Annotated in this window: 19 protein-coding genes and 7 pseudogenes; 17 read left to right on the top strand and 9 right to left on the bottom strand. The window is 64.3% G+C overall.

All coding sequences use genetic code 11. The annotated features are described in order from the left end of the window. Position 1 precedes the first annotated feature (1 nt). From ACUDAL_RS09240 to ACUDAL_RS09260, 5 genes and pseudogenes are all read right to left on the bottom strand, one after another. Entirely contained in the window at positions 2-310 is a 309-nt protein-coding gene (locus ACUDAL_RS09240) for a hypothetical protein (RefSeq protein ID WP_444677936.1), read from the bottom strand. Continuing rightward, complete coding sequence (locus ACUDAL_RS09245; RefSeq protein WP_444677937.1) at positions 288-1,055, bottom strand: histone deacetylase family protein; 768 nt, start codon at positions 1,053-1,055, stop codon at positions 288-290. The genes ACUDAL_RS09240 and ACUDAL_RS09245 overlap by 23 nt, the downstream gene beginning before the upstream one ends. A gap of 267 nt (positions 1,056-1,322) precedes the next feature. Then, positions 1,323-2,402, bottom strand: coding sequence for a M20/M25/M40 family metallo-hydrolase (locus ACUDAL_RS09250; protein WP_444677938.1), 1,080 nt, complete (start codon positions 2,400-2,402; stop codon positions 1,323-1,325). 271 nt (positions 2,403-2,673) lie between these two features. Then, positions 2,674-3,156 (bottom strand): LysR family transcriptional regulator substrate-binding protein, encoded by a 483-nt coding sequence (locus ACUDAL_RS09255; RefSeq protein WP_444677939.1) that lies wholly within the window; start codon positions 3,154-3,156, stop codon positions 2,674-2,676. Positions 3,157-3,464: 308 nt separating this feature from the next. Continuing rightward, positions 3,465-3,695: pseudogene (locus ACUDAL_RS09260) on the bottom strand (helix-turn-helix domain-containing protein); the annotation flags it as partial. Positions 3,696-3,725: 30 nt separating this feature from the next. On the opposite strand from ACUDAL_RS09260, the gene ACUDAL_RS09265 reads away from it, so the two are divergent. From ACUDAL_RS09265 to ACUDAL_RS09305, 9 genes and pseudogenes are all read left to right on the top strand, one after another. Next, a complete protein-coding gene (locus tag ACUDAL_RS09265; protein ID WP_444677940.1) occupies positions 3,726-4,988 on the top strand; it encodes a M20 family metallo-hydrolase in 1,263 nt (420 codons plus the stop codon). Between the two features lie 83 nt (positions 4,989-5,071). Then, positions 5,072-6,622, top strand: a complete 1,551-nt coding sequence (locus ACUDAL_RS09270; RefSeq protein WP_444677941.1) for an ABC transporter substrate-binding protein — start codon at positions 5,072-5,074, stop codon at positions 6,620-6,622. 62 nt (positions 6,623-6,684) lie between these two features. Beyond that, positions 6,685-7,661 (top strand): annotated as a pseudogene (locus tag ACUDAL_RS09275) (ABC transporter permease). Continuing rightward, positions 7,658-7,720, top strand: a pseudogene (locus ACUDAL_RS09280) (hypothetical protein); the annotation flags it as partial. The pseudogenes ACUDAL_RS09275 and ACUDAL_RS09280, both read left to right, overlap by 4 nt. Before the next feature lie 55 nt (positions 7,721-7,775). Continuing rightward, complete coding sequence (locus ACUDAL_RS09285; protein ID WP_444677942.1) at positions 7,776-8,492, top strand: ABC transporter permease; 717 nt, start codon at positions 7,776-7,778, stop codon at positions 8,490-8,492. A 14-nt stretch (positions 8,493-8,506) separates the two neighbouring features. Beyond that, positions 8,507-10,133: pseudogene (locus tag ACUDAL_RS09290) on the top strand (ABC transporter ATP-binding protein). A 133-nt stretch (positions 10,134-10,266) separates the two neighbouring features. Continuing rightward, a complete protein-coding gene (locus tag ACUDAL_RS09295) occupies positions 10,267-10,455 on the top strand; it encodes a hypothetical protein (RefSeq protein WP_444677943.1) in 189 nt (62 codons plus the stop codon). Beyond that, entirely contained in the window at positions 10,455-11,198 is a 744-nt protein-coding gene (locus tag ACUDAL_RS09300) for a DMT family transporter (RefSeq protein ID WP_444677944.1), read from the top strand. Before ACUDAL_RS09295 ends, ACUDAL_RS09300 begins: the two co-directional genes overlap by 1 nt. Positions 11,199-11,209: 11 nt before the next feature. Next, a complete protein-coding gene (locus ACUDAL_RS09305) occupies positions 11,210-12,322 on the top strand; it encodes a pyridoxal phosphate-dependent aminotransferase (protein ID WP_444679350.1) in 1,113 nt (370 codons plus the stop codon). Between the two features lie 52 nt (positions 12,323-12,374). Here the strand turns inward: ACUDAL_RS09305 and corA are convergent, their stop codons facing one another. Continuing rightward, positions 12,375-13,460 (bottom strand): magnesium/cobalt transporter CorA, encoded by a 1,086-nt coding sequence (gene corA / locus ACUDAL_RS09310; RefSeq protein WP_444677945.1) that lies wholly within the window; start codon positions 13,458-13,460, stop codon positions 12,375-12,377. Positions 13,461-13,633: 173 nt separating this feature from the next. Between corA and ACUDAL_RS09315 the strand changes: the two are divergent. Further along, positions 13,634-15,108 (top strand): annotated as a pseudogene (locus ACUDAL_RS09315) (sodium/glutamate symporter). An 87-nt stretch (positions 15,109-15,195) separates the two neighbouring features. Here ACUDAL_RS09315 and ACUDAL_RS09320 read toward each other — a convergent pair. Next, positions 15,196-16,161: a LysR family transcriptional regulator gene (locus ACUDAL_RS09320; protein ID WP_444677946.1), complete on the bottom strand. Its 966-nt coding sequence runs from the start codon at positions 16,159-16,161 to the stop codon at positions 15,196-15,198. A gap of 138 nt (positions 16,162-16,299) precedes the next feature. Here ACUDAL_RS09320 and ACUDAL_RS09325 point away from each other — a divergent pair, with 138 nt between their 5' ends. From ACUDAL_RS09325 to ACUDAL_RS09350, 6 genes and pseudogenes are all read left to right on the top strand, one after another. Then, complete coding sequence (locus tag ACUDAL_RS09325; protein ID WP_444677947.1) at positions 16,300-17,241, top strand: sodium-dependent bicarbonate transport family permease; 942 nt, start codon at positions 16,300-16,302, stop codon at positions 17,239-17,241. Between the two features lie 441 nt (positions 17,242-17,682). Continuing rightward, positions 17,683-18,852, top strand: coding sequence for an isovaleryl-CoA dehydrogenase (locus tag ACUDAL_RS09330; RefSeq protein ID WP_444677948.1), 1,170 nt, complete (start codon positions 17,683-17,685; stop codon positions 18,850-18,852). A gap of 79 nt (positions 18,853-18,931) precedes the next feature. After that, the gene (locus tag ACUDAL_RS09335) at positions 18,932-20,539 is read left to right on the top strand and encodes a carboxyl transferase domain-containing protein (RefSeq protein WP_444677949.1); all 1,608 of its coding nucleotides are present in this window, start codon (positions 18,932-18,934) and stop codon (positions 20,537-20,539) included. 7 nt (positions 20,540-20,546) lie between these two features. Continuing rightward, positions 20,547-21,373: pseudogene (locus tag ACUDAL_RS09340) on the top strand (enoyl-CoA hydratase/isomerase family protein). Then, positions 21,370-23,416 (top strand): annotated as a pseudogene (locus ACUDAL_RS09345) (acetyl/propionyl/methylcrotonyl-CoA carboxylase subunit alpha). The pseudogenes ACUDAL_RS09340 and ACUDAL_RS09345 overlap by 4 nt, the downstream one beginning before the upstream one ends. Before the next feature lie 11 nt (positions 23,417-23,427). Next, positions 23,428-24,354, top strand: a complete 927-nt coding sequence (locus tag ACUDAL_RS09350; RefSeq protein WP_444677950.1) for a hydroxymethylglutaryl-CoA lyase — start codon at positions 23,428-23,430, stop codon at positions 24,352-24,354. A 114-nt stretch (positions 24,355-24,468) separates the two neighbouring features. Here ACUDAL_RS09350 and ACUDAL_RS09355 read toward each other — a convergent pair whose 3' ends face one another. Then, entirely contained in the window at positions 24,469-24,693 is a 225-nt protein-coding gene (locus tag ACUDAL_RS09355; RefSeq protein WP_444677951.1) for a hypothetical protein, read from the bottom strand. A 67-nt stretch (positions 24,694-24,760) separates the two neighbouring features. Then, positions 24,761-25,702 carry a hypothetical protein gene (locus tag ACUDAL_RS09360; protein ID WP_444677952.1) on the bottom strand — a complete coding sequence of 314 codons (942 nt, stop codon included), beginning with the start codon at positions 25,700-25,702 and terminating at the stop codon, positions 24,761-24,763. Positions 25,703-25,961: 259 nt separating this feature from the next. Between ACUDAL_RS09360 and ACUDAL_RS09365 the strand changes: the two genes are divergently transcribed. Continuing rightward, a complete protein-coding gene (locus tag ACUDAL_RS09365) occupies positions 25,962-26,267 on the top strand; it encodes an FAD-dependent oxidoreductase (RefSeq protein ID WP_444677953.1) in 306 nt (101 codons plus the stop codon). Positions 26,268-26,307 lie beyond the last annotated feature (40 nt).

Raw genomic sequence — 26,307 nt, forward strand, 5'->3', positions numbered from 1 at the left:
GTCATCCCTCCCCGAGGCGTTCGGCCCCGTTGAAGCCACGCATGAAGGCGGCCAGGTTGCGGCCCAGGTGTTCGGTGGGGTAGCCGCCTTCCTGGATCAGCACCGTAGGCAGGGCAATGGCCGCCAGGCGCCGGCCAATCGCCTCGAAATCCTCGGTCTCGAGTGCCAGGCCTGCCAGCGGGTCATCGCGGTGGGCATCGAGTCCCAGCGGCACCACCAGCGCCTCGGCTTGAAACGACGACATGGCCTCGATCAGCGTCTCCAGCGCGGCCATGAACGCAGTACCGTCACTGCCCAGCGGCAGCGGCACGATTCAGGTTGGCTCCCCGGCCCTCACCCTCGCCGGTCTCGTCGGCGCCGCCCCAGAAGAACGGGTAGAAGTCAGCCGGATCGGCATGCACGGAGCCGGTCCAGACGTCCCCGCGGGCATAGAAGATGTCCTGGGTGCCGTTGCCATGGTGGAGATCCACGTCGAGGATCGCCACCCGCGCATACCGCTCGCGCAGCACCTCGGCGGCCAACGCCGAATTGTTGAGAAAGCAGAAGCCACCGGCGCGATCCGGCCCCGCATGGTGTCCCGGCGGGCGACACAGCGCGTAGGCACTCGCGGCACCAGCCAGCACGGCTTCTGCCGCCGCCTCGGCGCTGGCGGCATTCGCCATGACGCCGCGAAACGTGTCTGCCGTCAGGGGACAGGCCATGTCGTGCATGTGCCAACCGACCTGACCCACCGGATGGCGAGGATAGTGATGGCCGCCCCCGCAAGGATGCACATTGGGCGACACCACCTCGGCCGCCTCCGGAAGCGCGGACCAGCGCGCATGTATGGTCTCGAGGAAGTCGAGGTAGCGCCTGGTGTGAACCCGAGCAAGGCGTTCGCGCAGGCGGGGGCTATCCGTCGTCGCCGGCGATGTTACCGCAATGCCCAGGCTGGCCAAGCCTTCCAGTAGCATCCGCGCCCGCACCGGCCCTTCCGGTGAGGCGACCTGCCGTCCTCTCAACAGGAAGCTGGGCGGTGCATGCCGCTCCTGGTCCGGGTGATAGAAGAATTCCACAGCACCATCTCCTTAAGGTGAGAAGTCATAGCCCATCGCATCACGCCGAAGCGAGGCCGGTAGGATTCAGCGCCCTTGCGCCAAGGTGGCATCCCGCGGTGTTTCTCGACCCCACCTGCACAGAAACAGGGCATAGGCCTTGAGTACATGCCGCACAGACTCGAGATTGACCCGCTCATCGATGCCATGGATGTTTTCTGCCACCGGTCCATAGCAGGTGCCCGTCACCCCCATGCACATGAAATGCCCGGAGGTCAGTGGTGCAGGTCAGGGCCGGGACGTGACCGCTTCACCGGTGAGGTCATGGTGGCACTCTCCGAGCAAATGAATCGCAGGATGGCGCATGTCGACAACGACACCTTCGGAGCGAAAACCATGAAAATCGACCTTTAAATTGGAGATACCGCCCCCCAGGTCTGCTGTCGCCTCATCGACACAGCGCCTGACCCTTTCCATGACGTCTTCGACAGCCATATCCGGAGGAAAGCCAAGGCGACCTTCCAGGCTCGCATGCGCAGGAACGCTGGAGGCCCAGTCGCCTCCTTCGATGCGCCCGACATTCAGGTTGAAGGGCTTTTCCATGCCTTGATAGAGCGCATGACGAGGCATCGCATTGATCTCTGTTTCCAGGGATTTCAAGGCGCCAAACAGCGAAGCAATCGCCTCGATGGCGTTGCTTCCGGCGCTGGTATCAAGCACATGGGCAGGCACGCCATCGAGGCCGATGCGAAACCACAGCACGCCCACCTGCCCAGACACCAGCGTGGCACCGAAAGGCTCGGGAATAAGCACGAAATCGCCGGCATGGCCCGCCTTCACGCAGGCCAGTGCGCCATGGCCTGAACACTCTTCCTCGATGACGGTCTGCAGCGTCAGCGGATGTTCGATCGCGATACCGGCCTGCCGAACTGCCTTGACAGCCATGGCCATGGCGGCGATACCCGACTTCATGTCGCCTGCCCCTCGACCATAGAGCCAGTCAGCATCGCGCCACGGCTCCCAGGGCGCGCGCGTCCATAAGGAAGCCGGCTCCGCCGGCACCACATCCAAGTGGCCATTGAAGACCAGATGCGCCCCCGTCGATGCCGCATTGAGCGTGCCCATCACGTTGTATCGGGCCTCTATCGACGCCGTATTACCCGTCATTTCGTCAAGGATGGACTGCCGCATGGGCACTCGATTTACCTCAAGACCCTCCTGGCGATACCACGCCTCCATGATCTCAAGCGCCTCACGCTCATTGCCCAGTGTGCTATAGGCCCTGACCAAGGATTCCGTCAATAACAGGGTCTCTTCAAAGAGCTCATCACATACATTGATGACCCGACGCTCCGACTCGCTAAGCATGAATTGACTCCGTTATTGTCGTGGAAGCGAGAACGCCAGCCGGTAGATATTCCTGATGGCATCACGACGTGTGCCGCCTCCAGGCCACCCAGCATGCTTTTTATGCTTTGCACCCTTATCGCCGGTTTGCAAGTAAAAAAAGCCCCGCTGGTGCATAAGCAGGGCTAATACAATGGATAAAAAATGGAAAATTGTCTTATGCGATTCGGAACGGTACCCCTAGAGTAAACAACAAGACGGATCGACCAGGATGCCCTCGACCAAGGCCACCTCAAGGCAGCCGCTGTTCCAGCCCAACCGATGCCATGGCGCTGTGCAGGTAATCGAAGAACAACCGTTCGGCCTGGGAGAAGCGAGAATCTTCGTGCCAGACCAGGTGAATGTCGATATTCGGCACGCCGTCATAGGGCGGCAGCGGCCACAGGTTGCCCTTGTCCACATCCGCCTGGACCGTATGCTCCGGCAAGCAGCCAATTCCCCAGCCTGCGCGCACGAAGCGCTGAATCTCTTCCAGGCTGCTGGAGGTGACCACCACATCCCCGGTCATGGCCGCACTGGCGCGGAACACAGCGATTTCCGCCAGCGCACCGGACAGCTGGGCACTGGTGAAGGAGACAAACGGCTCGCGCCCCAGGGCCTGCAACGGAAGATTCTGCTTGCCGAACAGGTGGTGGGAGCGGCCACAGTAGAAGCGGTAGCGCTGGTGAGCAAGCAGCTGGCTGCTGAGCCCTCGACCGGATGGGGCATCAGGCAAACCCCCACGGTGCCCATCTTCTGCAGCATCGCCTGCACCACATCCTGGCTCGACATGACGCTCACCTCACAGGTGATGCGCGGGTGCTGGACATGGAAGTCGCGCAACACCGCGTCCAGGAACGAGCAATGGATGCCGCTGACCAGCAGCAGCGTGATCTGGCCGGCCACTTCGGGGGAGGTGTCGCGCACCGTGATGCCGAGCCGTGCCACGTTGGCATAGATCTCGAGCGCGTCTCGATACACCAGCTCGCCCGCCTCGGTGACCCGGAACCGATGGCTGCCGCGCTCGATGAGCGTCTGCCCCAGGTGCGACTCCAGCCGCTTGAGCGCAAGGCTGACCGCAGGCTGGGAAAGGTTGAGGCGCTGCGCTGCCCGGCTGATGCTTTTCTCCTGAACGATGCTCACGAAGGTTCGCAGCAAGTTCCAGTCAAGGGTGTCATGCACAGACCGCATCGGGCCCACCTCCTGTGGCAATCCAATGAAACCGTTCGACAGGGCGCCAGGCGCCGCTGGGCGGCACGCCGAACGCAGCGTCATCTTATCCCACCTGGCATGGAGACAAGCGGCATGAGCGCCACCCCCAGCCCGTACATCGACAACCCGTGCATCGATAGCCAACGACTCTGGTCTTCGCTCATGGACATGGCCCGCATTGGTCCATCGCCCAACGGGGGCAGTCGACGCCTGGCTCTCAGCGATGACGATATCGCAGGGAGACGGCAGCTGCTCGCCTGGACCGATGCGCTGAACTGTGAGTGGCGCACCGATCAGGCCGGCAACCTTTTCATCCGCCGCTCGGGGCGCGATGACAGCCTGGCGCCGGTCGGCATCGGCAGCCACCTGGACACCCAGCCGCTGGGAGGGCGATTCGACGGCATCCTGGGGGTGCTGGCGGGGCTCGAGATCTTTCGCACGCTGGAGGAAGCGGGGATTACCACCCGTCGGCCCCTGGAACTCATCGTCTGGACCAACGAGGAAGGCAGCCGATTCGCTCCCGCCATGGGCGGTAGCGGCGTCTACAGTGGTCGCCTCTCGCTGGAGGCGTTCCGCGCCGCCCGCGATCGCGCCGACATGCCCCTTGGCCAGGCGCTCGATCAGTCGGGTTTCCAGGGTACCCTGACACGCGACGACCTGCCCCTGGGCGCCTATCTGGAGCTGCATATCGAACAGGGCCCCGTGCTGGAGCACAAGGCACTGCCCATCGGGGTGGTCAGCGGCGTTCAGGGCCTGCGCTGGTATGACATCACGTTTACCGGCGATTCCGCCCATGCGGGCCCCACGCCGATGCGCTACCGGCGAGATCCGCTGATGGCCGCTACCGCCTTTATCGAGGCCATGCGCAGCACCGTACTGGAGGATCCCGAAGGGGTGTCGCGCCTGACGGTGGGAGACTTCCAGGTCGCCGAACCCTCGCGCAACGTGATTCCCGGCACGGTGACCCTGCAGGTCGATATACGCCATACCGACGAAGCCAGCCTGGCAGAGCTCGATCAGCGCCTGCGCGCCCACGTGGCCTCGGCGGCCGAACGCGAGGGTGTCACGACTCACATCGAGGAGCTTTGGCACATGCCGGTGACGCGTTTCGACACTACCCTAGTGGATGACCTGTCGGCAGCGGCGCGCAGCCACGGTCTGGACCCCTTCACCATGATGAGCGGTGCCGGCCATGACGCGGTGAACCTGAGCTACGTGACGCCAACCGCCATGCTGTTCATTCCTTGCCGGGAAGGCATCAGCCACAACGAAAGGGAGTACGCGGAGCCCGAACACTGTGCCCTTGGCACACAAGTCTTGTGTGATGCAGTGCTGCGAGCGGCGAGTCGGCCATGACGCAACGCTGATCGCGCGTTTCCACCCTGGCTCGCAAGAGTCGACCTGTCCCACCAACAAGCCATAACACTACGGGGTAGACCATGAAGAAGCCTTTGACCATTGCCATCGCCGCCGCCACCCTGGCCTCTACCGCGGCGCTGGCAGAGCCACGCTCGGGCGGGGTCATCAACACGGTACTCCAGCCGGAACCCCCGGGACTGATCGCCGGCGTTCACCAGAATGCCCCGACCCAGACCGTTTCCGGCAACATCTACGAAAGCCTGCTGCGCTACGACACCGAGCTGAACCCGATGCCGCAGCTCGCCCATAGCTGGGAGGTGAGCGACGATGGCCTGGTCTACACCTTCCACTTGCACGAAGGGGTCACCTGGCACGACGGCGAGCCCTTCACCTCGGCGGACGTGGTCTTCTCCACCGACGTCTACCTGCGCGAGATGAACCCGCGCACCCGCACCATTCTCTCCCACGTGGAAAGCATCGAGGCGCCGGACGACCACACCGTGGTCTTTACGCTCAACAACCCCTTCGGCCCCTTCCTGCTCTCCTTCGAGGCGGGCACCATGCCGATGATGCCCAAGCACATCTACGAAGGGACCGATTTCCGCGACAATCCGGCCAACAGCCACCCCATCGGCACCGGCCCCTTCAAGTTCGAACGCTGGAGTCGCGGCAGCGTCATCCAACTGGTGCGCAACGACGACTACTACGAGGAGGGCCTGCCCTACCTCGACGGGATCAACTGGCACATCATCCCCGATGCCTCCTCGCGAGCGGTGGCCTATGAAAACGGCCGCCTCGACGTGCTGCCGGCCAACTCCGTCGAGAACTTCGACATCCCGCGGCTGAGCGCCCTGGACAACACCTGCCGCACCGAGGCGGGCCACGAGTACTTCAGCCCCTTCGCCATGCTGTGGATGAACAACCGCGAGGGCCCCACCGCCGACAAGCGCTTCCGCCAGGCGGTGATGTATGCCATGGACCGCGAGTTCGCCCGCGATGTGCTGTGGAACGGCCTGGGCCAGGTGCCGCTGTCCGCCTTCGGTTCCAACGCCCGCTTCCAGGACGATAGCCTGCCGCCGTACGACTACGATCCCGAGCGCGCCCGCGAGCTGCTTGAGGAGATGGGCTACGACGGCGAAGAGGTTCGCCTGCTGCCGATCCCCTACGGCGAGACCTGGGTGCGCTGGGCCGAAGCCGTACAGCAGAACCTGCGCGAAGTGGGGATCAATGTGCGCACCCAGTCCACCGACGTGGGCGGCTGGAACCAGCGCCTGGGCGACTGGGACTACGACCTCGCCTTCACCTACCTCTTTCAGTACGGCGACCCGGCGCTGGGCATCTCGCGCACCTATGTCTCCAGCAACATCGCCAAGGGTTCGCCCTGGAACAACGTGCAGGGCTACGAGAACGAGCGGGTCGACGAGCTGTTCGACCTGGCCGCCACCGCCTATCCGGACTCCCAGCGGGAGGCCTACTACCAGGAAGTCCAGGAGATCCTCCACGAGGACGTGCCGGTGGGCTGGCTGCTGGAGCTCGGTTTCCCGACCATCTACCGCTGCGACGTGCAGGACCTGGTGACCACCGGCATCGGCCTCAACGACGGCTTCAAGAACGCCTGGCTTGACCGCTGAGCCCGCCTGGGGCGGCCCTCGGCCGCCCTATACCTGCACCATGTCGTCACGGGGGTAATGGCATGCTCTATGCAAGATTGATCGTCATGCGGCTACTGAAGGCCGTCGTCGTCCTGTTTCTCATCGTCATCTTCAACTTCTTTCTGATCCATATGGCACCGGGGGATCCCGCAGCCGTACTGGCCGGGGAGGCGGGAGCCACCGATGAGCAGTTCCTGCGCCAGTTACGTGAGCAGTTCGGCCTCGACCAGCCCATGTACGTCCAGCTCTGGCGCTATGTTTCCGGCATCGCCATGCTCGACTTCGGCTACTCCTACCGCCAGCAGATGCCGGTCTTCGACCTGATCATGGCGCGCATGCCCGCCACCCTGCTGCTGACCGGTACCGCCTTCGTGCTGTCGCTGGCCCTGGGCATCCTGGCCGGTTCCCTGGCCGCCGCGCGTGCCAAGAAGCCCACCGGCTCGCTGATCATGGCACTCGCCCTGCTCTTCTACGCCACTCCGCTGTTCTGGGTCGCCCTGATGGCGGTGGTGCTGTTCTCGGTCTATCTCGACTGGCTGCCGGCCTACGGCATGGTCACCGTTGGCGCCGGCTACACCGGCCTGGCCCTGGCGCTGGATGTCGCCAAGCACCTGGTGCTGCCCGCCACCACCCTCGCGCTGTTCTTCATGGCCATCTACACCCGCATGACGCGCACCTCGATGCTCGAAGCCAGCCAGCAGGACTACGTCAAGACGGCCCGCGCCAAGGGGCTGTCGCCACGGCTCATCCAGCGCCGTCACATCCTGCGCAACGCCCTGCTGCCGATCATCACCCTGGCGGGCCTGCAGGCCGGGCAGATGGTCGGCGGCGCGATCCTCACCGAGACGGTTTTGCCTGGCCCGGCATCGGCCGCCTGATGTACGAGGCGCTGATGCAGCGTGACTACAACCTGCTGCTCGGGATCTTCTTCTTCTCCGCCGCCCTGGTGATCGTGTTCAACATCCTCACTGATCTCGTCTACCGGCTGGCCGACCCGCGCATCAAGGAGGCCTCATGAACTTCTTCGCCCGTTTCGCCCAGAACCGCGGGGCCCTGGTCGGGCTGATCATCCTGGTCACCATCATCCTGATGGCCATTTCCGCCCCCTTGTCTTTCCCGAATCCCCTGGCGCATGGTCCAGCGGCCCTTCCTGCCCCCGCTGGAGGTCGACGGCTTTCCGCTGGGCACCGACACCATGGGACGCAACGTGGCCGCCGGGCTCATGCATGGCGCCTGGGTCTCGCTGCTGATCGGGCTGGTCTCGACCCTGGTGGCCCTGATGATCGGCGTTCCGCTCGGCGCCATGGCCGGCTACTACGGCGGCCTGATCGACGACGCCCTGATGCGCTTCACCGAGTTCTTCCAGACCATTCCCAACTTCGCTCTGGCCATCGTGCTGGTCGCGATCATGCAGCCCAGCGTGACCTCCATCGTGGTGGCCATCGCGCTGGTCAGCTGGCCGCCCGTCGCCCGCCTGGTGCGCGCCGAGTTCATGTCGCTGCGCCATCGTGAATACGTCGAGGCGGCCCGCCTGGTCGGTCAGTCCAACCGCACTATCATCCTGCGCCAGATCCTGCCCAATACCCTGTCGCCGATCATCGTGCTGGCCTCGCTGATGGTCGCTACCGCCATCCTGCTGGAATCGTCGCTCTCCTTCCTCGGCCTCGGCGACCCCAACGTGATGTCCTGGGGCTACATGATCGGGGCGGCGCGCACGGTAATTCGCCAGGCCTGGTGGCTGAGCTTCTTCCCGGGGCTGGCGATCCTGCTGACCGTGCTGGCGCTCAACCTGGTGGGTGAAGGGCTGGACGACGCCCTGAACCCGAAACTGAGCCGCGAGCGCTCCTGAGCGAGGGGAACACCATGAACCCGACAGACCCAAGCCCCCTGCTGAGCCTGCGCCAGCTGACCATCGCCCTGCCCAAGGGCGCCGATCGCGCCTACGCCGTAGAGGATGTCAGCTACGACGTCCATCCCGGCGAGATCCTCTGCGTGGTCGGCGAGTCCGGCTCCGGCAAGTCGATGGCCGCCAACGCCGTCATGGGCCTGTTGCCGAAGGGGGTACGCCCGGCAGGCGGCGAGGCCATCTTCGACGGCCAGGAGCTCCTGACTCTCTCCGAGAAGCAGCATCGACAGCTGCGCGGCCTGCGCATCGGCATGATCTTCCAGGAGCCGATGACCGCCCTGAACCCGCTGATGCGGGTCGGCGCCCAGATCAGCGAAGTGTTCGAGGCCCACGGCCGGCTGAACGAGGCAGGAGCGCCAGGAGAAGGCACTGGCCCTGCTCAACGAGGTGGGCATTCCGCAGCCCGAGAAAGCCATCCGCGCCTACCCCTTCCAGCTCTCCGGCGGGCAGCGCCAGCGGGTGATGATCGCCATGGCCCTGGCCCTCGAGCCGGAGCTTCTGATCGCCGACGAGCCGACCACGGCCCTGGACGTAACGACCCAGGCCCAGATCCTCGAGCTGATCCTCGACCTCCAGCGCCGCCGCGGCATGGCGGTCATGTTCATCACCCACGACTTCGGGGTGGTGGCTGAGATCGCCAACCGGGTCTGCGTGATGCGCCACGGCAAGGTCGTCGAGCTGGGCGACGCCAAGGCGGTGCTGGACAACCCCCGGCACGCCTACACCCGGGCGCTCATCGAGGCGATTCCCAGCGACGTGATTCCCGAGGCTCGCGGTGCCGAAACCGACACACCGCTGCTGAAGGTCGAGGGGCTCAACAAGGTGTTCCGCTCGCGAGGCGGGCTGTTCAAGCCGGCGCGGGAGGTCCACGCCCTGCGCGACGTCTCCTTTGCCCTGGTGAAAGGCGAGACCGTCGGCGTCGTGGGCGAGTCGGGCTCCGGCAAGTCGACGCTGGGGCGCTGCGTGGTGCGGCTCGAGCACCCTGACAGCGGCAGCATGCACCTCTCCGGCACCGACTTCATGCACCTGAAGGGTGAGGCGCTGCGCCGCGAGCGCCACCGGGTCCAGATGATCTTCCAGGACCCCTACGCTTCGCTCAATCCGCGCCATCGGGTCGGCTACGCCATCGCCCAGGGCCCCATCGCCAACGGCACGCCCAAGGCCAGGGCGATGGCCCAGGCCGACGAGCTGCTCGAACTCGTTGGCCTGGGCGGCACCGCCGACCGCTTTCCCCACGAGTTCTCGGGCGGCCAGCGGCAGCGCATCGGCATCGCCCGAGCGCTGGCCCTGGAGCCGGAACTGATCGTCGCCGACGAAGCCGTTTCCGCGCTCGACGTCTCGATCCAGGCGCAGATCCTCGAACTGCTCGAGGAGCTCAAGCAGAAGCTGTCGCTGTCGCTGCTGTTCATCACCCACGACCTGCGGGTGGCGGCACAGATCTGCGATCGCATCATCGTGATGCAGCACGGGCGAATCGTCGAGCAGGGCCCGGCGCGAGACGTCTTCCTGGCTCCGCAGCAGGCCTATACCAGGCAGCTTCTAGAGGCCATTCCCGGCCGCCCGGAGGCACTGGAAACGGCATGAGCCCGAAGACAACCCGGCCCGGGAGAGGCCAAAGAGCCAGCCGCGAGGTCACGCTGACACTCGTGACGAAAGGCGGCGGGCTTGGTCCCAGCGGGTGGCGCCAGCGTGCCGCACCGTTACCGAGCGCAACCCGATGAACCTGACCCTGGCACGCAGCCAGCTTGCCCTCCTGCGGCACAGCAGACGGCTGACCACCCTGCTGCTGATCGCCACCATCGGCCTGTTCTGGGGCGGCAACTGGCCGGCGGTGCGGTTCATCCTGATGGACGTGCCGCCCTTCACGCTGCGGGCGATCGGCTTCTCCACGGGGCCCTTCTGCTGATGAGCTGGGCCCGCTGGCGGCGGCTGCCGCTGCGCGTGCCGGCCGGCGAGTGGCCCTGGCTGATCGCCACCGGGTTCTTCACCATCCTGGGCTTCAACCTGGCCACGGCCTTCGGCCAGCTCAGGATGCCGACCTCCCAGGCGGCCATCATCGCCTTCAGCATGCCCTGCTGGGCGCTGCTGCTGGGCTGGTGGCTTCTCGGCCAGCGCATCACGCGCCGCCAGTGGCTGGGGCTGGCGTGCGGACAGGCCGGCCTGCTCGTGCTGCTGGGGCCGATGGCGCTGGCCAGTGGGCCCCAGGGTCTGGCGGGGCCGGCCATCATGCTGGGGGCGGCGCTTTCATGGGCGCTGGGCACGGTGCTGATCAAGAAGCGGGGCATCTGGCAGAGCCATGCGGTGGTGATCACCGGCTGGCAATTCGTGCTCTGTGCGGTGCCCATGATCGTGATGATGATGGCCAGGGAAACACCGCCGCCCCCGGCCGCCTGGCAAGCCAGCACCTGGCTGGCGCTTGGCTACCACCTGTTGTTTTCGATTACCCTCGCCCAGATGCTCTGGTTCATGAACGTCAACCGACTGACCATCGCCCAAGCTACCATCAGCACCCTGATCATCCCCACCGTCGGCGTCTCCAGTGCCATCTTGCTGCTGGGCGAGCCGTTGAGCATAAAGGTATTCCTCGCCCTGCTGCTGACGCTGGCCGCCGTGGCGATCGTGATGCTGGAAAAAGGAAAAAGCCCATGAACGAGGATCCGATGCCCCACTTTCCCGAGCACCTGACCGGTGACGGCCCCCACAATCCCTTTCCCGGCGTGCGCGTGCTGGAGCGCCGGCTGGGCCGGGAGATCCCCCACCAACTGGGCTCGAACGAGGGGCTCGACATGCCCCACCGGGCCCTGCGCGAACGCTTCGGCGATGCCATGGCGGCCCACGTCTACAGCTACGGTGACGGCGAGGCGCTGGGCATCCGCCGGCGCCTCGCCGAGCAGAAGGGCATTCCCCTGGAGGCCATGCTGGTAGACGCCGGCGCCGACAGCCTGATCGCACTCTCGCTGCGCGCCGTGGTCGCGCAGGGCAACGTGGTGGTGAGCACCAGGGGCACGTACCCTACCTTCAGCTACTTTGCCCGGGGCCACGGCTGCCGGCTGGTGGAGGTACCCTACGACGAAGGGCCCGGTCGCCTGGCACCGGACCTCGACGCCCTGGCTCGGGCCGCCCGGGAACAGCGCGCGCGCCTGGTTTACCTGGCCAACCCCGACAACCCCAGCGGCCACCTTCACCGCGACGCCGACGTGGTGGCATTGCGTGACGCGCTACCCGCCGACTGCTGGCTGCTGCTCGACGAGGCCTACCATGATTTTCGCGAGGATGCCGACGGCGAGTTCGGGCGGCGTACGCTGCCGGGCGTGATTCGCCTGCGCACTCTCTCCAAGGCCCATGGCCTGGCCGGGCTGCGGGTGGGCTACGCCATCGCCGAGCCGGAAACCCTGGCGGTAATGATGAAGGTACGAATCCACTATGCAGTGTCGACGCTGAGCCAGGCCGCCGCCGAAACCGTGCTGGACTACCCTGCCGAGGTGAACGCCCACGTGGCGTCGGTGCGTGAGCGCCGCGAACGCCTGGCGGCCCACCTGCGCGAACTGGGTGCCGATGTGCTGCCCAGCGCCACCAATTTCGTGGGGCTGCGGCTGGCCAGCGCCGAGCTGGCCGGAAGAGTGCACCAGGCACTGCTGGACGAAGGCAAGCTGATCTCCCGCCCTGCCGATCCGGCGCTGGGCCATGTGCTGCGCATCACGGCAGTGGAGGATGCCCTGGTTCCCGGTCGGCTCGCCACCCTGGAGCAGGCCCTGATACCTCGCCAGGGCTGAGTTCCCCAGCCGGCGGTAACGGGGCAGCTGGCGCGACCTGCCCCGCGCTGCGCTAAAACCAGCGCTTGCGCTTGAACCATGCCACCATGGCGACGGCCGCCAGAATCATCACGCCCCATACCAGCGGATAACCCCAGTACCAGCCCAGCTCGGGCATGGCGAACGGGCTGGTGGGGTGTTCGAAGTTCATGCCGTACACACCGACGATGAAGGTGAGCGGCATGAACACAGTGGCGATGATGGTCAGGGTGCGCATGCTCTCGTTGAGGCGATTGCTCATGCTCGAGAGATAGACGTCGAGCAGGCTCGCCGTCATGTCGCGATAGCTCTCCACCAGGTCCATTATCTGCACGGTGTGGTCGTAGACGTCGCGCATCCACATGCGCGTATCGGGCGTGAACAGATCGTCATGATCGCGCAGCAACTGGTTGATCACCTCACGCGTTGGCCATAGATAGCGGCGCAGCATGATCAGCTCACGCTTCAAGCCATGCAGCCGCTCCAGGGTCGAGCTGTCGGGACGGTCGAGGATTTCCACCTCGAGCTCCTCGATGCGCTCGCCCACGCTGTCCAGCACCGGGAAGGCGTGATCCACGGCGGCATCGAGCAGGCCATAGAGCAAGTCGTCGGGCTCGGACAGCGCCCGTCCACCGCGCTCCCTGAGCCGACGCCGCACCTCGGTGAAGGGGTCAAGGCGTTCCGCCAACACGCTGACCACGATATTGCCGCCCATGAACAGGGTCGTCTGGTACAGATGTAGCGCACCCTCGTCATCGATCTCGGGAATCCCCAGGATGACGACCAGCGAATCATCGAAGCGTTCGACCTTGGGCCGCTGCCCGCCGTTGAGGATGTCCTCCTGTGCCAGCGGATGCAGCCCCACCCGGTTGCCCAGCAGTTCCAGCGCCTCCGCCGTGGGCATGCCCTGCACATGCAGCCAGCAGAGCGGACCCTGTGCGCTGGCCTCTGGGATATCGGCGGGGCGGATCTGATGCACCTCACCCCAGCGGCCCGCATCGCGACAGGCCAACGTGTACCTGGCGGGCCCCAGCAAGGCCGTCTGTTCCAGCGTGAGATTGCGCAAGGTGCCCGGCTCCGTCCCGGCCGGGTGATAGTGCTTCTTGAATAAACGTGTCATCGCCAAAGGGTCCTGAACGCATCAACTATTACTAATGGCATGCTCAACCCCGGCTCGGCAAGCCAAGCACGTCGGCTGCAACAAAGCGCTTGGCGCTGAAGACGTGGCGCCCCAAAGTTCGACTAAGCTAAACGCGTCGAAGCGTGAGAGCGATTCCAAGGAAGGAGATCGACATGACCATGACGGTGGGCGAGCTTTTCATCGCGCTGGTACTTATCTCGCTGGTGCTGCTGGCCAGCAATGCCATTCGTAACGTGACGCCCTGGCTGCGGCGACTGTTCCTACCAAGCTCTGTGATCGGCGGTGCGATCCTGCTGCTGCTCGGCCCCGAGGTGGCGGGCCGTGCGGTAACGGCCCCTTTTGAGGAAGCCGCCGGCCTGTTTCCCGAGTATGTCTTCGAAAGCTGGGCCGCCCTGCCCGGCCTGCTGATCAACGTGGTGTTCGCCGCCCTCTTCATCGGCCGCCCCATTCCCGGGCTGCGCACCATCTGGATGCGTGCCGGGCCCCAGGTGGTGGTCGGCCAGACCATGGCCTGGGGCCAGTACGTCGTGGGCCTGTCACTGGCGTTGATCATCCTGGCGCCCGTGTTCGGCATGAACCCCATGGCCGGCGCGCTGATAGAGATCGGCTTCGAGGGCGGCCACGGCACCGCGGCCGGCATGGCCGACACCTTCGCCGAGCTCGGTTTCGAGGAGGGGCCGACCTGGCGCTGGTGCTTGCCACCGTGGGCATCGTCTCGGGCGTGCTGATCGGTACGCTGATGATCAACATCGCCGCCCGGCGCGGCGTCATCCACCTGGACAAGACCCGCAAGACCTCGGATGCACTGGACGAGGCCCAGGCCATGTCCCAGGGTGAGGAGAACGAGCTGCCGCCCACCGAGGAGTACAGCGAGTTCAAGAAAGACCTGGCCCAGGAAGAGGAAACCGCCGACCCGCTGAGCCTGCATATCGGCCTGGTCGGCATCGCCATCGCCATCGGCTGGCTGATCCTCACGGCCCTGCAGTGGATCGAGCAGCAGACCTGGGCCGCCAACGACGGCCTGGAGATCCTCGCCCACGTGCCGCTGTTCCCCATCGCCATGATCGGCGGCGTGATCGTGCAGCTATGCGTGACACGCTTCGGCCTCGAACCGCATGTCTCCAGCCGCACCATGGCGCGCATTGCCGGCACCGCGCTGGACTTCACCATCGTCGCGGCGCTGGCCACCCTGTCGCTCACCGCCCTCGGCGAGCACTTCATTCCATTCCTGCTGCTGGCACTTGCAGGCATCGGTTGGTCGCTATTCGTACTGATCGTGATCGCCCCGCGGGTGATCCCCGAGAACTGGTTCGAGCGCGGCATCGGCGACTTCGGCCAGTCCATGGGCGTAACCGTCACCGGCCTGCTGCTGATGCGCATGGCCGACCCCAAGAACCGCTCCGGCGCCTTCGAAAGCTTCGGCTACAAGCAGCTGATGTTCGAACCGGTGGTCGGCGGCGGGCTGTTCACCGCAGCGTCACTGCCGCTCATCGCCCAGTTCGGCGCACCGGCGGTGCTGGTCTTCACATTGATACTCACCCTGGCCTGGCTGATCTTCGGCCTGCTCTACTTCGGCCGCCTGGTACCGGAGCGCGGGCGCGGCAGGTGGGGAGTCAAATCCTCTTGAGCCTCCTTTCGTTGTAGATCGTGGTGTGCCTTTTAAGCAGGGGTAGCTTTGCCAAGTCGTGCTGAAGATGACAACGGCGCAGCTCACCTAAACCCCGGCTTCCGTTCCCAGCCGCCCGAGGAGCCCTACCAGCTCATTGGCCAGGAAGCGCGGCTGCACGCACTCATCGAGATGCTCCGAGGCAAAGCGCAGGAAGCCCAAGGCGGCATGGGGCAGCCGGCGGTCGCGACGCACGATGAACTGCCAGTGGCTCTCGATGGGAAAGTCCTCCACCGGCAGAATCACCAGGTCGGGGTGTTCCGGCGGCAGCACGTGCTCTGAGAGCACGGCCAGCCCCATGCCGGCCGCCACGCCGACGCGAATCGCCTCGTTGCTGGCCATCTGCAGGGTCGGCCCCAGTGACAGGCCGTGCTCCTGCAGCCAGCTTTCGAACAGCATGCGCGTGGCCGAGCCCGGCTCGCGCAGCAGGAAGCGTTCCTCGAGCAAGTCGCTCATGATGACACGCTCAAGCGCCGCCAGCGGATGGCCGCGCGGGCCCACCACCACCAGGGGATTGCGCAGGAAACGCCCGGCCAGGGCGTGGGTCAGCGAGGGAGGATGGCTGAACACATAGAGATCGTCGTCCTGGCGTTCGAAGCGTGTGAGCACCTGGCGGCGGTTGCCGATATGCAGCGTCACATCAACGTCGGGAAAGGCCTGGCTGTAGGGGCCGAGCAGGCGCGGCAGCACGTACTGCGCGGTGTTAACCAGGGCGATGCTGAAGCGGCCGCGCTCGCCGCCGCGCAGGGCACCCAGATAATCCTGAAAGTCATCGAAGCGGCCTAGCACCTCCCGGCTGGCCCGGTACAGCTCGCGGCCCGCCTCGGTGGGCACCAGCCGGCCCTGGCGGTTGTTCAGCAGCGGCTCGCCTACCGCCTCGCCGAGCCGCTTGAGCTGCTGGGACACGGTGGGCTGGGTCAGGTGAAGCTGGCGCGCCGCCTCGCTGACCGAGCCGCTGCGCACGACGGCCACATAGACTTGCAGTAAACGGAATGTCAGGTGACGGATATTCATGAGAGGCGCTTCCAGCAGGGATATAGTTTATTTTCTATATTAATTGCCCAGAGATTCTATTGGTATCAATATCACGCAATCCTCACAATCCGCGGCTAGCATGATTCCTAGTCACCGCTTTCGCGAAAAGAGAAGCCTATGCCAGACATAGTCGTAATGTTCTTTCTGCTTGGCCTGCTTGCCGGCATCGTCAAGTCCGACCTGAACATTCCCAAGGCGGCCTACGACACCCTGAGCCTGCTGCTCATGCTCACCATCGGCCTCAAGGGCGGCATGGCACTGTATGGCAACCTGCGCTGGTCGCTGTTCCACGAACTGCTGGCGGTCGCCGTTCTCGGTGCCCTGATTCCGCTGATCCTGATGCCCATCCTGCGCCGCTTCATTCGCCTGTCGCCTGCCGACAGTGCCAGTATCGCGGCGCACTATGGTTCGGTCAGTGCGGGCACCTTCGCCGTGGCGCTGGCCTTCGCCGAAAGCCGCGCCCTGCCCATCGGCGCCGAAGTCACCCTCTACCTGGTAATGATGGAACTGCCGGCGATCATGGTGGCCATCGCGCTCTATCGCCGCCATGCCGGCAAGGAGGCAGGCGAGGCGTTCCAGGGCATCTGGCATGAAACCCTGACCAACCGCGGCGTCATCCTGCTGGCCGGCGGCGCGGTGATCGGCGCCATGTACGGTCCCCGGGAAGGGGCAGCCGTGACCGAACTGTTCATGGGCGCCTTCCACGCCGTGCTCGCCCTGTTCCTGCTGCAGATGGGCCTCACCGCAGCGGAAACCCTGCGCCCCATTCCGTGGTTCCACTGGCGCCTGCTCACCTTCGCCCTGGTAGCACCGTTCTGCCTGGCCATGGCCGGTTTGACCGTCGGCCTGCTGCTCGGCCTGCCTATGGGCTCGCTGATGATTCTCACGGCGCTTGCCGCCAGCGCCTCGTATATCGCCGCCCCGGCGGCGATGCGAACGGCGATACCCCAGGCCAACATCGGCCTAGCCATGCTGGCAGCCCTCGGCTTCACCTTCCCGCTGAACGTGATCGTGGGTATCCCGCTCTACTACCAGCTGGCGCTCTGGTTCGCCGGCTGAGCGCTGCGGGCCATCGCCATTGGCGATGGCCCGCTTCTTTCTAAAGCCATCTCGTAAATAGCCGCCGCTTCGGATAGCCCTCTTGAGTTCGTCACTAGAGCTAGCCCTGTCTTTCTCCGGTAGCAGCCGCTCGGTCACGGCGGCTGCTCACGCCTCCCCGTCACCCAGGCCCACCCTTTGCCCCAGTTCCCCCTACGCTTGTCCGCTTTTCAGCCAGTCATGGCAGCATATCTTCGACATTCGTCGCAGGCGCATAGGCTGCACTTTACGTTAACGTAAACCTCCCCTAGTCTTGTCTCATCCAGACACTGCGAGGGGTGCGGCGCCACCCCTGCTCCACCTGACATCGCCACAACAACTCGCCACAACCACTCGCCACTACTAAGGCCAGCGACATGGCCAACCGCGGTGGCCAGCGACAACGGCAAGAGGAGTACTGCCATGCACCTGTCCTACAAGCCCCTCGACTTCGGCCTCGCCGACGAACTGAACATGCTGCGCGATCACGTCAACGCCTTCGCCCGTGACGAGATCGCCCCGCGCGCCGCCGAGATCGACGAGAAGAACGAGTTCCCCAACGATCTATGGCAGAAGTTCGGCGACATGGGCCTGCTCGGCATCACCGTGCCGGAAGAGGACGGCGGCAGCGGCATGGGCTACCTGGCCCACTGTATCGCCATGGAAGAGATCTCCCGCGCCAGCGCCTCGGTGGGTCTCTCCTATGGCGCGCACTCCAACCTGTGCGTCAACCAGCTCAAGATCAATGCCAATGCCGAGCAGAAGGCCAAGTACCTGCCCAAGCTGATCAGCGGCGAACACATCGGCGCGCTGGCCATGTCCGAGCCGGGCGCCGGTTCCGACGTGGTGAGCATGAAGCTGCGCGCACGCAAGGAGGGTGGCAAGTACATCCTCAACGGCAACAAGATGTGGATCACCAACGGCCCCGACGCCGACGTGCTCGTCGTTTATGCCAAGACCGATCCCGACGCCGGCTCCAAAGGCATCACCGCCTTTATCATCGAGAAGGGCTTCGCCGGCTTCTCCACCGCACAGAAGCTCGACAAGCTCGGCATGCGTGGCTCCAACACCTGCGAACTGGTGTTCCAGGACTGCGCAGTGCCGGAAGAGAACGTGCTGGGCGAAGTTGGCAAGGGCGTACGCGTGCTGATGAGCGGCCTGGACTACGAGCGCACCGTGCTTGCCGCCGGCCCCATCGGGATCATGCAGGCGGCCATGGACATCGTGGTGCCCTACGTCCACGAGCGTAAGCAGTTCGACCAGTCGATCGGCGAGTTCCAGCTGGTGCAGGGCAAGATCGCCGACATGTACACCACCCTGAACGCCTGTCGCGCCTACCTCTATGCCGTGGCGGCGGCCTGCGACCGCGGCCAGACCTCGCGCAAGGACGCCGCCGGCGTCATCCTCTACTGCGCCGAGAAGGCCACCCAGGTGGCGCTGGACGCCATCCAACTGCTGGGCGGCAACGGCTACATCAACGAGTACCCCACCGGACGCCTGCTGCGCGACGCCAAGCTCTACGAGATCGGCGCCGGCACCAGCGAGATCCGCCGGATGCTGATCGGCCGCGAACTCTTCAACGAGTCCAAGTAAGCCTGACGGCGTTCGCCCGGACCCCGCAGGCCCGGGCGGCGCTCACTCTGTTGCCTACCAGATCTGAGGGAGCCGATAGATGGCCATCCTGAACACCCAAGTCAATACGCGCAGCGGCGGCTTCCAGGCCAACGACCAGGCCATGCGCCACGAGGTCATGAAGCTGCGCGAGCTGACCGCGGCGATCAGCCAGGGCGGCGGCGAGAAGGCTCGCGCCCGGCATGAGTCGCGCGGCAAGCTGTTCGTGCGCGACCGCATCGACCACCTGATCGACGAAGGCTCACCCTTCCTCGAGTTCTCGGCGCTGGCCGCCCATGAGGTCTACGAGAGCGACGTGCCCGCCGCCGGCGTGGTCACCGGTATCGGTCGCGTGAGTGGCGTGGAGTGCGTGATCGTCGCCAACGACGCCACCGTCAAGGGCGGCACCTACTACCCGCTGACGGTGAAGAAGCACATCCGCGCCCAGGAGATCGCCCGCAAGCACCGTCTGCCGTGCATCTACCTGGTCGACTCCGGCGGCGCCTTCCTGCCCCGCCAGGACGAAGTGTTCCCCGACCGCGACCACTTCGGGCGCATCTTCTACAACCAGGCCACCCTCTCCGCCGAGGGCATCCCGCAGATCGCCGTGGTGATGGGCTCGTGCACCGCCGGCGGCGCCTACGTGCCGGCCATGGCCGATGAGTCAATCATCGTCAAGCAGCAGGGCACCATCTTCCTCGGCGGCCCGCCGCTGGTGAAGGCCGCCACCGGCGAGAGCATCAGCGCCGAGGACCTGGGCGGCGCCGACGTACACGCCAAGATCAGCGGCGTGGCCGACCACTACGCCGAGAACGACGCCCACGCCCTGCAGCTCGCCCGCGCCTGCGTGTCGCGGCTGAACTGGCAGAAGCGCGGCCAGCTCAAGATGCAGGCACCCAAGGCTCCGCGTCTCGATCCCAGCGAGATCTACGGCATCGTTGGCACCGACCTCAAGAAGCCGTTCGACGTGCGCGAAGTGATCGGCCGTATCGTCGACGACTCCGACTTCGACGAGTTCAAGCGCTACTATGGCGACACCCTGGTCACCGGCTTCGCCCATATTCACGGCTACCCGGTGGGCATCGTCGCCAACAACGGCGTGCTGTTCTCCGAATCCGCGGTGAAAGGCGCCCACTTCATCGAGCTGTGCGCCCAGCGCAAGATCCCGCTGGTATTCCTGCAGAACATCACCGGCTTCATGGTCGGCTCCAAGTACGAGCACGAAGGCATCGCCAAGCACGGCGCCAAGCTCGTCACCGCCGTGGCCTGCGCCAAGGTGCCCAAGTTCACCGTACTGATCGGCGGCAGCTTCGGCGCCGGCAACTACGGCATGTGCGGCCGCGCCTACGACCCCAACCTGCTGTTCATGTGGCCCAACGCGCGTATCTCGGTAATGGGCGGCGAGCAGGCCGCCGGCGTGCTGGCCCAGGTCAAGCGCGAGCAGTACGAGCGCGAAGGCAACGAGTGGAGCAAGGAAGAGGAAGAGGCCTTCAAGCAGCCCACCCGCGAGCAGTACGAGCGCCAGGGTCACCCCTACTACGCCAGCGCCCGGCTGTGGGACGACGGCGTGATCGACCCGGCCCAGACCCGCGACGTGCTGGGGCTCTCGCTTGCCGCCGCCATGAACGCGGAAGTGGAAGACACCAAGTTCGGCGTGTTCCGGATGTGAGGCAGCCATGACGCAGACATATTCCGAACTCAAGATCGACGAACGCGGCGTTGCCTGGCTGACGCTGAATCGCCCCGACGTGCACAACGCCTTCGACGACAGCCTGATCGCCGAGCTCAATGCACATCTGGCCAAGCTGCATGATGCCGCCCACCACGGCGAGGTGCGCGTGGTGGTGCTGGGCTCGAGGGCAAGAGCTTCTCCGCCGGCGCCGACCTCGGCTGGATGAAGCGCATGGTGGAGTACGACTTCGAGGGCAACCTGGCCGACTCGCGAAAGCTCTCGCAGCTGATGCACGGCCTGGATACCCTGCCCTGCCCCACCGTCTGCCGCGTGCAGGGTGCCGCCTTCGGCGGTGCCGTGGGCCTGGCGGCCTGCTGCGACATCGTGATCGCCAGCGAGAAGGCCAAGTTCTGCCTCTCCGAGGTCAGGATCGGCCTCTCGCCCGCCGTGATCAGCCCCTACGTGCAGCGTGCCCTGGGTCCGCGCCAGATGCGCCGCTTCGCGCTCACCGCCGAGGTTATGGAAGCAGCCCAGGCGCTGGAGCTAGGCCTGGCCCACCAGGTAGTCGAGCACGAGTCGCTGGACACCGCGGTAAGCGGCATGCTCGATACCCTGCTGGGCGGCTCGCCCCAGGCCCAGCGCGCCACCAAGGCGCTGCTGGCCGACGTGGCCCGTGAACCCGACAGCAAGGCCACTCGCGAGCACACCTGCCGTGTGATCAGCGAACTGCGCGTGAGCGCCGAAGGCCAGGAGGGCCTGGCCAGCTTCTTCGAGAAGCGCCGCCCCGCCTGGGCCGACCCCGACAAGACCGCCACGGAGCGCCGCTCATGAGCCAGAACAACGAATCCCGCACCACGCCCTTCGACACCCTGCTGGTCGCCAACCGCGGTGAAATCGCCTGCCGCGTAATGCGCACCGCCCGCGCCATGGGCCTGCGCACCGTGGCCGTGTACTCCGACGCCGACGCCAACGCCCGCCACGTGCGCGAGGCCGACGAGGCCGTGCGCCTGGGCCCGGCCGCCGCCCGTGAGAGCTACCTCAAGGTCGAAGCGGTAGTGGAAGCCGCCAAGCGCACCGGCGCCGGCGCCATTCACCCCGGCTACGGCTTCCTCTCCGAGAACGGCGCCTTCGTGGAAGCGCTGGACGCCGCCGGCATTACCTTCGTCGGCCCGCCCGCCTCGGCGATTGCCGCCATGGGCGACAAGTCCGCGGCCAAGGCGCGCATGGCCAACGCCGGCGTACCGCTGGTGCCGGGCTACCACGGCGACGACCAGGACGACGCCCTGCTGCGCCGCGAAGCCGACCAGATCGGCTACCCGGTGCTGCTCAAGGCCAGCGCCGGCGGCGGTGGCAAGGGCATGCGCGTGGTGGAAAGCGGCGAGCAGTTCCAGGCCGCACTGGACGGCTGCCGCCGCGAATCCCAGGCCGCCTTCGGCGACACCCGCATGCTGATCGAGAAGTACCTGACCCAGCCGCGCCACGTCGAGGTCCAGGTGTTCTGCGACAGCCACGGCAACGGCGTCTACCTGTTCGAGCGCGACTGCTCCGTGCAGCGCCGCCACCAGAAGGTACTCGAAGAAGCCCCGCCCCCGGCATGTCGCCAGAGCTGCGCCGCGAGATGGGCGAAGCCGCCGTACGCGCCGCCAAGGAGATCGGCTACGTGGGCGCCGGTACCGTCGAGTTCCTGCTCGACAAGGACGGCTCGTTCTACTTCATGGAGATGAACACCCGCCTGCAGGTGGAGCACCCCGTCACCGAGATGATCACCGGCCAGGACCTGGTCGAGTGGCAGCTGCGCGTGGCCATGGGCGAGGCGCTGCCGTTGCAGCAAAACGAGCTGACCATTACCGGCCACAGCTTCGAGGCGCGGCTCTACGCCGAAGACCCGGAGCAGGACTTCCTGCCCGCCACCGGCAGGCTCGAGCGCTTCGCCATGGACCTGAAAGGCGCCGGACTCGACCCGCGCCAGGTACGCCTGGACAGCGGCGTGGAAACCGGCGACGTGGTCTCCATGCACTACGACCCCATGCTGGCCAAGCTGATCGTCCACGGCGACGACCGCGACCAGGCCCTGGCCACCCTCAACCGGGCGTTGGCAGCTCTCGACGTGCAGGGCGTGGTGACCAACCGCGCCTTCCTGCAGCGCCTGGCCACCCATCCCGCTTTCAAGGCGTGCGATCTCGACACCCGCTTCATCGAGAAGAACGAGGCCACCCTCTTCGCGCCCAAGCAGTTCAGCATCGAAGAGTACGCCGGCGCCGCGCTGATCGGCCTCAACCAGCTCGCCCGCGAATGTGAAAGCGACTCCCCTGGGACCGCCACGACGGCTTCCGCCTCAACGCCCCGCACACCATCCGCATCGCCCTGTGCGACCCGGCCGTGGCCCAGGTGCACGATGCCGAAGGCGTGGTGATTGTGGAAGGCACCCGCGCCAGCGGCGCCGATCCGTGGGACCTGACCATCGGTGGCGAGACCCTCACCGCCCGCCTGCAGCACCTGGAAGGCGACGCCGTGGCCGTTACCCTCAACGGCCACCGCCGCCGCCTGCAGGCCCGCCGCGACGGTAACGTCGTCGTCATGGTCGACCCGCGTGGCGAAACCCGCCTGTTCTGGCGCCGTATCGACGCCATCGACCACGGCCACCACGAAGCCGAATCGACCCTCACCGCGCCGATGCACGGCACCGTGGTCGCGCTGCTGGTGGAAGCCGGTCAGAAGGTGGAGAAAGGCATGCCGCTGATGGTCATGGAAGCCATGAAGATGGAACACACCATGACCGCCCCCGCCGACGGCCACGTGGAGAGCTTCCACTTCAACGCCGGCGATACGGTGGGCCAGGGTGACGTGCTGCTCGAGTTTGCGCCAGCGGAATAAGGAGACGTTAGATGGCATTTCCGAAAAAGGTGCGCCTGGTCGAAGTCGGTCCCCGCGATGGGCTGCAGAACGAGCCCAACCCGATCGACACGGCCACCAAGCTGGAACTGATCGACCGCCTGGGCGCCGCCGGGCTCACGTACATAGAAGCGGCCAGCTTCGTCTCGCCCAAGTGGGTGCCGCAGATGGCCGATCATCGCGAGGTGATGACCGGCCTGAAGCGCCGCCCAGGCGTGACCTACGCCGCCCTTACCCCCAACCTCAAGGGGCTGGAAGCGGCGCTGGAGTGCGGCGTGGAGGAAGTGGCCGTATTCGGCGCGGCAAGTGAAGCCTTCTCGCAGAAGAACATCAACTGCTCCGTCGCCGAATCGCTGGAGCGCTTCGCCCCCGTGCTGGAGCGAGCCAGAAAGGCCAACGTGCGCGTACGCGGCTACGTCTCCACCGTGCTCGGCTGCCCCTACGAAGGCGAGATCGCCCCGGCCAAGGTCGCCGAGGTGAGCAAGGCGCTGTACGACATGGGCTGCTACGAAGTCTCGCTCGGCGACACCATCGGCGTCGGCACCCCGCTCGCCGCCAAGCGCATGATCGAAGCCGTGAGCCGCGACATCCCCATGGACAAGCTCGCCGCCCACTTCCACGACACCTACGGCCAGGCGCTGGCCAACCTCTACGCCGTGCTGGAAGAGGGCATCAGCGTGGTGGATAGCTCCGTCGCCGGCCTCGGCGGCTGCCCCTACGCCAAGGGCGCCTCCGGCAACGTGGCGAGCGAAGACGTCGTCTACCTGCTCAACGGCCTGGGTATCGACACCGGCATCGACCTCAACAAGCTCGCCGAAACCGGCACTTGGATCACCCAGACCATCGGTCGGCCGAACCGCTCAAGGTGGGCGTGGCACTGGCGGCGAAGTAAGCCGCCAACAGAAACGCAAAGCCCCTGAGCCAGATAACTGGCTCAGGGGCTTTTTTGTCAGGTGAATACCATCACTGTGCATACGATCCCTGTACTCACAGCACATACAGCTCTACTCACAGACAGGAATGGCTCACGTCACTCAGCGTGTACGAAATGATGCGTTTGCAACATTCTTCGCGACACTAATATTTTCTCTCAACAATACCCTTTCCAAGACATACAACCCATGCGGGATAAATTCATTACTATTAATAAAGCCCTCTATGACCTTACTTTTTAGCGGCAAAGCGACAAACGAATCCACTTCCAGATGCTTATCGCGAGCAATCAGTGGCTCTATATCTTTTTCGTAATCAAGATCCAATTCAAAAACTGCCGACAGACCAATCTCAAAATTGTTTTTTTCAAGAAAAAATCATAAAACGAAGCCTTCACCCCGTGTTGATATAATTTATCATTAATTCCCAGCTCTTCGAGGAGCCCCGCTTGAAGCAAAGCTCGAGATCAACCTTACCAAAAGGATCTTTATCTGTCTGCGACAGCCCCTCATTCATTGTAATATGGTATTTTTGAACCCCACCCTGCACTCTGCCAGAACGCTTGCTCAATATTATCTCTTTTCCATGACCTCCTTCGCAAATAAGCAGAGCATTTATACCAAAAGAAGTGAGAAATGGCTTATATTTTAAAAAATCAGAAAGCCCGGCTGATGCAATAGGATGGCCATTCAACTTTAGCTCTTGATAGATAGACCTAAAAACTCTATGGGTATAGTAATCCGTTTTGAAAAAATCAATCTCCACTCCTGGCTTTTCGTCATCACCGAAACGCGTGAACTTGAGGTTGAATACGCCATATTTATCCCCATTGAATATCAACCTCTCCTTAGCATTAAGAAACTCCTCCCCAACAATGTTTTTATGTTTATTTATCAGGCATGGAAGTTCTATTATACCAGTCAGCTCAGCCAGGTCTTTAAAATCACTGCCGCCATCAAATGATGTGTCAGCGTGAAATTTTGAAAGCTGAGAATCCATGTAGCCGGCCTCTCGCTCTCTTGAAATTATTTTCTCTTCTATCTCGACAGGCATACTCAAAAACAAGCTACGATGGGCGCCAAAAATTGACACCTCTCTAGAAAAAATGTTTCTTTTCTCAAACTCAGGATCTCCATTAGCAAGATCAACCACATTAATCGAGTCTTTTCTTTTCTTATATAAAGACAACTCATGTCTTAGTCGACGTCTATGCCTTATGTTTTTAACCTTCCTGTAGGACTGCTGAAGCACATACAAAATAAAAGAACCAAAAAGCAGGAAAAATAATTCCGAAGAAGCATCATTTGCGACCGCCCCCATCACTTGATCTAACATCTATTAATCCCGTTGCACGCATCCAAATATGAATAATATTTTTGAGGCCGGCTCAGCCAGCCAACACAAATCATAAAGCCATGCTTTAATTACACACAGTGATTTTGTTGCATTAGCAATCACCTCGGCACCACCACGAGCGCCGGTATCACCCGCCCGAAGCGTAACGGATCACTTCGGTATCACCTCATCTTACCCCCTTGGTCGCAGCGGGCTCTTGGTTGATCCTTGAGCCATTCATCGCCTGGGGAGCTTCATCATGGACCACACACCGCTGCGGATCGCCATCATTGGCGGTGGGGTTTCCGGCCTGTCGCTGGCCTATTACCTGCAGAAGCTGGGGCGTGAGTCGGCCCGGCAGATCGAGGTTACCCTGTTCGAGCGCAAGGCCAGCCTGGGCGGCAATGCGGAGACGGTGTGGGTCGACCTGGGCAACCGACGCCTGCCGGGCAAGCCCAATACGCCGTATCGGCGCTGGGCCGACCTGGGAGTCAATGACGTCAACCTGGCGACCAGCCCCACCTGCGCACGCTGCTCGCCGAGATCGGCGAACTGGAGCGCCTGAAGCCGCTGGAAAACACCGCAAGCTACTTCAGCCGTGACGG

It is taken from the genome of Halomonas sp. E19, assembly GCF_052439355.1.
Taxonomy (GTDB): domain Bacteria; phylum Pseudomonadota; class Gammaproteobacteria; order Pseudomonadales; family Halomonadaceae; genus Halomonas.